The sequence below is a fragment of the Pontibacter sp. 13R65 genome (assembly GCF_047525655.1).
Taxonomy (GTDB): domain Bacteria; phylum Bacteroidota; class Bacteroidia; order Cytophagales; family Hymenobacteraceae; genus Pontibacter.
Window position 1 is genome coordinate 299,604 of sequence record NZ_JBLIQL010000006.1, and the last position, 8,013, is coordinate 307,616.

Below are 8,013 nucleotides of genomic sequence, written 5' to 3' on the forward strand. Positions count from 1 at the left end.
AAAAAATGGAGAGTGCTTACTCTCCATTTTTTGTTTGAATGGCCTTATAGCCTACCTGTGTGAGCATTAAGCCCTCCGGCGCCGGATTCACGAAGCCTTCCTTAGCTAAATGCTGCTCTGCCTCTTTCTGCACGTCTTTGTACTTAGGATAGTGCTCCTGCAGATACGGGTATAAATCCGGGTAGGCTAGCACACCGCCTGCCTCTACACCCATCTCATTAAAAGCATCCATTATGCAGTTAGCGGTATTTTCTATATTTTCTGCCTCTGATGTAATTCCCATAGCTTTATTTTTAGGTTAGGTTATAGGTTAGAAGATACGGCAGCTCCAATAGAATGGTTGATTGTTGGTAGCTAAATGGTTTAACTGTTGAGTGGCTAATGAATGGATTTGAGGATTTTAAGGTGTGTGGATTTGTAGATGAATGACTACTATGAAATGCTTGTAGACGTAAAGGCCTTCGGTAGAAAGCCTTGAGCTATGTAGGCCCAAAGTTCTTCGTAAGGCCAAATTCATTACAATAATTCACTCCTTCTCTCAATCTCTCATTCAAAGTTATCTCCTACTTTACCCCTACCACCTGCTGCTTTTTGCGGTTGCGGATCTCTGCTGGCACTGCCGCCACAATTTCTGCTTTTAGCGCCTCCACCAGCCTCTTTTTTAAGAAGCTGCGATGTACCACCAGGCTTACCTCGCGCAGAGGCTGTGGCTCTTCAAACAACCTAACCAGTTTCCGTTTCTCCTCCGGCATATCCAGCACCGACAACTCCGGCAATAACGTGAGCCCATGCTGCGTCTCCACAATCCGTTTCAGGGTTTCGAGGGAGCCGCTTTTGTAGTCGAAGTGGCCTGCCTGGGAGCCCATGGCCTTGCCGCCCCTGTTGCAGATGTTGAGCACCTGACTCCGAAAGCAGTGCCCTTCGTTCAGCACCCACAGGTCTTCCAGGTTCAGAGCTGCAGGGTTTACCGTTTGCTGCTTCGCAAAAGAGTGTTCCTTATTCACGTAGGCTACAAAGGCTTCGTAGAACAGCGGCAGCTCCCGTATAGTTTTGTCTTCGAGGGGCGTTACCAGCAGCCCCACATCCAGTTGCTCGTGGTTCAGCTTTTCAATAATCTCGTTTGTAAGCAGCTCCTGTACCACCACCTGCACCTGGGGGTACTTCTCCATAAAGTTTGTAATGAAGAGCGGAATCAGGTAAGGTGCCAGCGTCGGGATAACGCCTACGCGCAACACGCCACTCAGTTCCTGCTTCTGGTTCTGCACAATCTCCTGTATCTTCTTAGATTCAGCTACCACCACACGCGCCTGCGCTATTATCTCTTTACCGATTTCGGTTGGCCGCACCGGCACCCGGCTTCTGTCGAAGAGCAGCACTCCCAGCTCCTCTTCCAGCTTCTGGAGCTGCATGCTGAGCGTAGGCTGGGTCACAAAACAATTTTCAGCTGCTGTCGAGAAATGGCGAAAGGTATCAACGGCCAGTAAATATTCTAGTTGTACAATAGTCATGTGCAGGTTTTGTGTTCAGGTTCCCAGTTGTCTACTAATTATTCTAATCAAAAAGGCCTTCCAAAGCATTTTTCAGCATTTCCCCTCTAGGCTTTAGACATCGCCAAGATTACCAAAATAATATTCTTTAGTCAGCTGCCTATCATTTTCCGCCTATATGTGCTTAAGCAGCACTAAAGATACATTATAAATTTAAACTATAACAGCATAAAAACAATCAATTTGATTGATAACACTGTTACCACGACATTTGTATCAACAACGAACACAAACCACTACCTGAAATAAAATTATGAACAAGCTAAATCAAATTGGTTTGCAGAAAGAAGATAGCAAACAAATAGCCGAGCAACTAAATGTGCTGCTGGCGAATTACCACCTGTACTACCAGAACCTGCGCGGCTTTCACTGGAACATTAAAGGGGTTTACTTCTTTCAGCTGCACGACAAGTTCGAAGAGCTTTACAACATTGCTCTCACTAAAATAGATGCCATTGCCGAACGCATTTTAACTATAGGCCAGCAGCCCCTGCACACTTTTTCAGACTATGTGAGCCTGTCCAGCATTCAGGAAGCCAGAAACATCAGCGATGGCATAGCCGCCGTGACAGCCACCCACGAAAACCTGACGGTACTGCTCGGCCTGGAACGCGAAGTACTGCATCTGGCCGCTGAAACCGGCGATGAAGGTACCGTGAGCCTGATCAGCGAAGACATTAACGAAAACGAGAAAACACTCTGGATGCTAAAGGCTTTCTTAAGCTAAGGTCTAAATTATAAGTTTTGAATGAGTGACCGAGTGAATTGTCTATTAAAATAGATGTTCCACAATTAACCATTCAACAATTTAGCAATTAAACCATTTATCATATCAACAATTAATAACCAACAATATAACAACCACAACATGTCTCAAAACAGAATATTATCCGTAGGAGCCACTTTCCCAGCTTTCAAAAAACAAGCTGTTGTATCTATCGAAAAAGGTAAAGAGTTTGCCGATATCACCAACGAAGACCACATTAAGCGTGAGCAGTGGATGGTAATGTTTTGGTGGCCAAAAGACTTTACGTTTGTGTGCCCTACCGAAATAGCTGAGTTTAACAAAAACTACGACGAGTTCCGCGACAGAGATACTGTATTGGTGGGAGCATCTACCGACTCTGAGTTTGTGCACGCTGCCTGGCGCCGCGACCACGAAGATCTCCGTGACCTTCGCTTCCCGATGCTGGCCGACACTTCTAAATCTTTGGCCGAGGAACTAGGCATTTTAGAAGCCGAAGAAAAAGTAGCTTACCGTGTTACTTATATTGTAGACCCACAAGGAATCATCCGATGGGTTAGTGTTAACGACCTGAACGTAGGCCGCAACGTGGCCGAGGTACTTCGCGTACTCGATGCGCTTCAGACCGATGAACTTTGCCCTTGCAACTGGCAAAAAGGCGAAGAAACGTTGGTTGGTTAACACCCCACTTTCTATATATACAGTACCTTAGGCAGTATTGGGAGCAGCAATTAGAATACAACTGCTCCTGCTGCCTGAGTTTTTTCCATCAAAAAAACGAAATCCCATGTCCGTGTTAACTGTAACAGAGGAAACCAAGATAGATTTATTAAAGGACTTAGGCCTTGGCGAAAATTATGAGGCTCAGAGCCTGAATAAACTGACCAATGCTGAGTCGAGGTACCTGCGCGACCTGCGCGTGAACCTGAAAACGGCTTTGGCTGGCGAAACGATCTCTAAAAAAGAGGCTTATCTGTTGGCGCTGGCATCGGCGGCCAACGAGGAGAATGATACTTTGGTAGCTTCTTTTGAAGCCAAAGCTCTGGAAAATGGCGCTACCTTAGCCGAGACTGCCGAAGCCATTGCCTGTGCTTCTTTGCTGGCAACAAACAACATCCTTTACCGTTTTCGCCACTTCGCACACAAAGATGTGTATGAGCAATTGCCGGCCCGCGTGAAGATGAACATTATGGGAAACCCGGTGCTGGGCAAAGAGTTCTTTGAACTAGTGAGCCTTGCCATTTCAGCCATCAACGGCTGTGAGCGCTGCGTAGCTGCCCACGAAGCCTCTGTGCTAAAACTGGGAGCTACCGAAGCTCGCATTTTCGATGCCATTCGCGTAGCAGCCGTGGTTATAGGCTTAAGTAAAGTAGTAAATTAAAGTAGATATATGATGATTGGGAAAAGTCCTGCAGCTTCTGCAGGACTTTTTTGTTTTTGAAATTTTTCGAATCTCACCAGAGACCTCGCAGCGTGCGTAACTCTGCAAGGTCATATCGGAGCATCAGCAACAAACCTTTATGCCGGCCTTACCTGCCCCGTTCCTCTTACTACCCATTTGTAGCTCGTGAGCTCCTCCAGCCCCATGGGGCCGCGGGCATGCAGTTTTTGGGTACTGATACCGATTTCGGCTCCGAGGCCAAATTGTGCACCATCGGTAAAGGCGGTAGAGGCGTTGGCATACACGGCAGCCGCATCTACTGCGTTCAGGAATTGCTCAATATGTTCGCCACTTTCTGAGATAATGGCTTCGGAATGGCGGGAGCTGTAGGTGGCAATATGCTCCAGCGCCTCCTCCAGGTTCTGCACCGTTTTGATAGATAGGCGCATGGCCAGAAACTCCGTACCGAAATGTTCGGCAGCAGCAGATTGCAACAGCTCCAGTGGGTAATGACCTGCCAGTGCTGCATAGGCTGCCTCATCAGCAAATACTTCTACCCCTGCTGCTGCCAAAGGCGCTGCCAGTTCCGGCAGGTCCTGCAGGCGGCCCTGGTGCAGCACCAGGCAGTCGAGTGCGTTACAGACGCTCACGCGGCGGGTCTTGGCGTTGCTCACAATGGCTTTGCCCTTTTCGAGATCAGCGGTTTCGTCGAAGTACGTGTGCACAATGCCTGCTCCTGTTTCTATTACCGGCACTTTCGCATTCTGCCGCACATACTCTATCAGCTTCTGGCTTCCACGTGGAATCAGCACATCAACATAACCAATGGCGTTTAACAAGGCTTCTGTGGCGGCTCTGTCTGGTGGCAAAAGCGTAGCTACATTAGAATCTATCCCATGCTGTTGCAACACCTCCTGAATGACAGAGATAATAGCCTGATTAGAGAAAGAGGCATCGCTGCCGCCCTTCAGAATGCAGGCATTACCGGTTTTGAGACAGAGCGAAAACACATCGAACGTTACGTTTGGCCGTGCTTCGTAGATAACACCAATCACTCCCAGTGGCACCCGCATTTTGGATATCTGCAGACCGTTTGGCAGTTCTTTCTGCAGCAACACCTCTCCGAGCGGCGATGTCAGCTTGGCCACATTCCGCATATCGTTGGCAATATCCTGTATCCGCTTCTCCGTCAGCTTCAGCCGGTCGTATTTCGGATCTTCTGGACTCATGCGGGCCAGGTCTTTTTCGTTTTCCGAAAGCAGAAATGGCGTTTTTGCCACAGCTGCCTCGGCTACTGCCTGTAAGATGGTGTTTACCACTTCAGCCTGCAGCGACACAAGCTGTCGGCTAGCTTTTTGAGTTTGCTCAAATAAGTGTGTTAGATCCATGGGTGAGACTGCGTCAAATTAAAAATTAGAAATTCAAAATTAGAAGTAATGGAAAACCTGTCTTAAAAGCAGCTACAGCAGCACTTCTATTTTCTATACTTAGAAAATAGAAGTGCTTATTTGATGTCCGGGTTTAAGTACAGGTAATCGTAATGCACCAGTTCTTTCTGGTTCTTCTGCCCCACCAGCTCGTTTGCTTTCTCGGAGCTATATTCGGCTATACCGAGCCCGATGTACTTTTCAGATTCGCTGATGATCTTAATAATGTCGCCTTTTTTAAAAGTGCCGGAAATAGCGGTAACACCAACAGGCAGCAGGCTCGTTGCTTTAGCTGAATTTAGTGCTGCACAAGCTCCCTCGTTTACCTGCACCACGCCGTTGGCGTAGCTGCCGGAATGGGCCAGCCATTTTTTCTTGCCAGAGGCCGTTTTTTTTGGAATAAAACGCGTGTTCACCACCTCTTCCTGCAGTACCCTTTGCAGAATGTTAGTGGTTTTGCCATTGGCAATATGCACGGCTATGCCTAGTTGCGCCACTTTGTGCGCCATGTGGCATTTGGTAATCATGCCACCACGCCCGAATTGCGATTTCTGGGTGGTTACAAATTGAGAGAAGCCGGTAGTGGAGTGGCCTATTTCCTGAATCACCTCAGAGTTGCTGTCTTTAGGGTCGCCGTTGAAGATGCCGTCTACATTCGAGAGAATAATCAGTGCATCCGCATTGAGCATAGAAGCAATCAGGCCAGCCAATTCGTCGTTGTCGGTGAACATCAGCTCCGTTACTGAAATCACGTCGTTCTCGTTCACCACCGGAATAATGTTGTGCTGCAGCTGCATCTGGAAGCAGTTTTTCATGTTCAGGTAATGCAGCCGGTCCCGGAAGTCTTCTTTGGTCACCAATACCTGCGCACAAATCAGATCGTGCCTGCCGAAGAGTTGGGAGTAGGTGTTGATAAGTTTTACCTGCCCCACTGCCGCCAACAATTGCCTGCTACCTACGGCATCTGTTTTCTCCGATATTTTCACCAGGCTCCTGCCAGAGGCCACTGCCCCCGACGAAACGAGGATCACTTCCTTGCCTTGTTTCTTAATCTCCGTTATCTGATCGACCAGGTGCTCCATGCGCGCCACGTCGGGCATGCCATCTGCCTGCGTAAGTACGTTCGATCCGATTTTTATAACAATTCTGTTGTATGCTAATGCCATTGCTGTGTTTGCTGCTTACCTCCTGAGGCTCTGATCTCTGGAGTAAGGCCCAAAAGTATAAAATTAAAATTTATCTATGTACTAAGACTGCAGTATCAAGGCAACATGCTTGAGTCTTTTTATGGCTGAAAAGCCTCTGGAAGGGCATTTTCATTTGAATAATTTATTTGTCGTCTTTAGCAAAAACGTTTTCGCCCGTGATGCTTAATATTGAGGCCTCTGGCCAAACTCTTGCTGCTACATTAAGTAGTGCACATTTTAGTAATTAAGCTTCTAGAAGATGGATCCATCTCTCTTTGTTACTGTTTGATCCGATGCTCTTAAACTTGGATGTTCTATTGCTTTTGCTCCGAGCGCTCAAGGTTGGGAAAGGGGCCCTATATAAGCGGGGCCTTGTTCTTGGGCATCGCGCTGCTGCATCTTTCCTGCCTTCGCTCGCGCTTAGGCTGCCTGCGGCACCGGAAACCTGCAAAGGCGCTCAACCCAAAAACTGGAATAAGTACTCCGAGCCACTGCTACTGAGCCAGCAACAGCACGTAAGAGGCCTAGAAATAGAAACCCTGCTGGTTGTAGTAGTCCGTAACATTAGGTAGTAATTTACAAATTCAGGACTAGATCGCGGAGTTTGTCAGCGTCTGTCACGGCGTTTCCGGTGATGGTGTTGTTGAAAAACACCCACACCTCCTTTCCGTCTTCCAGCCAGTCCTTCACCATATAAGCATAGCGTTCCAGTTTCTCGTCAGAATAAGCGGAGGCGTAGAGCTTTTCGTCGCCGTGCAGGCGGAGGTAGGCCGTTTCAGTAGTTGTGATCTCGGTACCCGGAAACCGCTTGCCGGCACTGGCTATTACCGTGGTAATGTTGTACTCGCGCAGCAGCTCCACCGACTCNGAGGTAGGCCGTTTCAGTAGTTGTGATCTCGGTACCCGGAAACCGCTTGCCGGCACTGGCTATTACCGTGGTAATGTTGTACTCGCGCAGCAGCTCCACCGACTCTTCGGTAAACCAGGACACGTGCCGGGCCTCCAGCGCAAAGGTTTGGGTAGGATACAGCTCCCGCAGCGTCCGGTAAAAAGTTTCTGCCACCAACCTGTCGTAGCGGAAGCTGCCTGCGATCTGCACCAGCACCGGCCCCAGCCGCTCCCCCATGGCCAGGTACCGCGACATGAACTTCTGCAACGGCTCCTCTATCTCCTGGAATTTTCGTTTATGCGTAATCTCCTGGTTCAGCTTCGGCGCAAACTTAAAATTCGCCGGCGTTTCTGATAGCCATTTCTCAATGGTTTTGGCCATGGTGAAGTGGTAGAAGCTGCTATTGATTTCTGTGGCATTAAAACGCGTGGCATAATGCCGCAGGTACTCCGCCGACTTTAGTTCCGGCGGGTACAGCACTTCCTGCCAACGGTAACTCCAGCCGGAGGTGCCAATGTATAGATTTGGTATGTCTGTCATAGTTACGGGTTAGAAGAAACATATACTTTGTAGCTAAGCGCAGGTTGCTATACTTCTGTTCTTTTCACGCTCGCGCGAGCTTGCAGCTCGTGTGTTCTCAATTTTTTCAATTGCTTATGCAGTAAGAGCTGCAAGCTCGCACTAACCCTTACCTGCACTAGTAGTTCATAGCTTAACGTGAACTCGGGAATTAATTTGGTTTAAGACAGGCATTTGCGCAACAAAAAAGGCTAAGGATTAGGTAGAAATATTGTCCGATGTTTCACCTAACTCCTTAGCCTTATGCACTTTATCATA

The 8,013-nt window shown here is 48.1% G+C and carries 9 protein-coding genes; 3 read left to right on the plus strand and 6 right to left on the minus strand.

What is annotated here, in order from left to right; genetic code table 11:
• Nucleotides 1–16 precede the first annotated feature (16 nt).
• Together ACMA1I_RS10415 and ACMA1I_RS10420 are read right to left on the minus strand one after the other, a co-directional pair.
• Nucleotides 17–283: a hypothetical protein gene (locus ACMA1I_RS10415; RefSeq protein ID WP_337068258.1), complete on the minus strand. Its 267-nt coding sequence runs from the start codon at nt 281–283 to the stop codon at nt 17–19.
• Nucleotides 284–563: 280 nt separating this feature from the next.
• On the minus strand, nt 564–1,508 hold the full coding sequence (locus ACMA1I_RS10420) for a hydrogen peroxide-inducible genes activator (RefSeq protein WP_337068259.1): 945 nt from the start codon (nt 1,506–1,508) through the stop codon (nt 564–566).
• Nucleotides 1,509–1,800: 292 nt separating this feature from the next.
• Here ACMA1I_RS10420 and ACMA1I_RS10425 point away from each other — a divergent pair, with 292 nt between their 5' ends.
• The 3 genes from ACMA1I_RS10425 (at nt 1,801) to ACMA1I_RS10435 (ending at nt 3,673) form a co-directional block, all read left to right on the plus strand.
• On the plus strand, nt 1,801–2,274 hold the full coding sequence (locus ACMA1I_RS10425) for a Dps family protein (protein ID WP_337068260.1): 474 nt from the start codon (nt 1,801–1,803) through the stop codon (nt 2,272–2,274).
• A 156-nt stretch (nt 2,275–2,430) separates the two neighbouring features.
• Nucleotides 2,431–2,973 carry a peroxiredoxin gene (locus tag ACMA1I_RS10430; RefSeq protein WP_414703901.1) on the plus strand — a complete coding sequence of 181 codons (543 nt, stop codon included), beginning with the start codon at nt 2,431–2,433 and terminating at the stop codon, nt 2,971–2,973.
• 106 nt (nt 2,974–3,079) lie between these two features.
• Complete coding sequence (locus ACMA1I_RS10435; RefSeq protein ID WP_337068262.1) at nt 3,080–3,673, plus strand: carboxymuconolactone decarboxylase family protein; 594 nt, start codon at nt 3,080–3,082, stop codon at nt 3,671–3,673.
• 137 nt (nt 3,674–3,810) lie between these two features.
• On the opposite strand, the gene ACMA1I_RS10440 is transcribed toward ACMA1I_RS10435, so the two are convergent.
• The 4 genes from ACMA1I_RS10440 to ACMA1I_RS10455 all read right to left on the minus strand — a co-directional run bounded on the left by ACMA1I_RS10440 (nt 3,811) and on the right by ACMA1I_RS10455 (nt 7,716).
• Nucleotides 3,811–5,061, minus strand: a complete 1,251-nt coding sequence (locus ACMA1I_RS10440) for a glutamate-5-semialdehyde dehydrogenase (RefSeq protein ID WP_337068263.1) — start codon at nt 5,059–5,061, stop codon at nt 3,811–3,813.
• Between the two features lie 116 nt (nt 5,062–5,177).
• Nucleotides 5,178–6,266 (minus strand): glutamate 5-kinase, encoded by a 1,089-nt coding sequence (gene proB / locus ACMA1I_RS10445; RefSeq protein WP_337068264.1) that lies wholly within the window; start codon nt 6,264–6,266, stop codon nt 5,178–5,180.
• Nucleotides 6,267–6,863: 597 nt separating this feature from the next.
• Nucleotides 6,864–7,148: a DUF72 domain-containing protein gene (locus ACMA1I_RS10450; RefSeq protein WP_414703899.1), complete on the minus strand. Its 285-nt coding sequence runs from the start codon at nt 7,146–7,148 to the stop codon at nt 6,864–6,866.
• Nucleotides 7,063–7,716, minus strand: coding sequence for a DUF72 domain-containing protein (locus ACMA1I_RS10455; protein ID WP_414703900.1), 654 nt, complete (start codon nt 7,714–7,716; stop codon nt 7,063–7,065). The genes ACMA1I_RS10450 and ACMA1I_RS10455 overlap by 86 nt, the downstream gene beginning before the upstream one ends.
• Nucleotides 7,717–8,013: the final 297 nt, after the last annotated feature.

Excerpts from the sequence above, each read along its gene's own strand:
- ACMA1I_RS10415 (WP_337068258.1), bottom strand. The coding sequence starts at position 283 with ATGGGAATTACATCAGAGGCAGAAAATATAGAAAATACCGCTAACTGC.
- ACMA1I_RS10425 (WP_337068260.1), top strand. The coding sequence starts at position 1,801 with ATGAACAAGCTAAATCAAATTGGTTTGCAGAAAGAAGATAGCAAACAA.
- ACMA1I_RS10440 (WP_337068263.1), bottom strand. The coding sequence starts at position 5,061 with ATGGATCTAACACACTTATTTGAGCAAACTCAAAAAGCTAGCCGACAG.
- proB (WP_337068264.1), bottom strand. The coding sequence starts at position 6,266 with ATGGCATTAGCATACAACAGAATTGTTATAAAAATCGGATCGAACGTA.
- ACMA1I_RS10435 (WP_337068262.1), top strand. The coding sequence starts at position 3,080 with ATGTCCGTGTTAACTGTAACAGAGGAAACCAAGATAGATTTATTAAAG.
- ACMA1I_RS10420 (WP_337068259.1), bottom strand. The coding sequence starts at position 1,508 with ATGACTATTGTACAACTAGAATATTTACTGGCCGTTGATACCTTTCGC.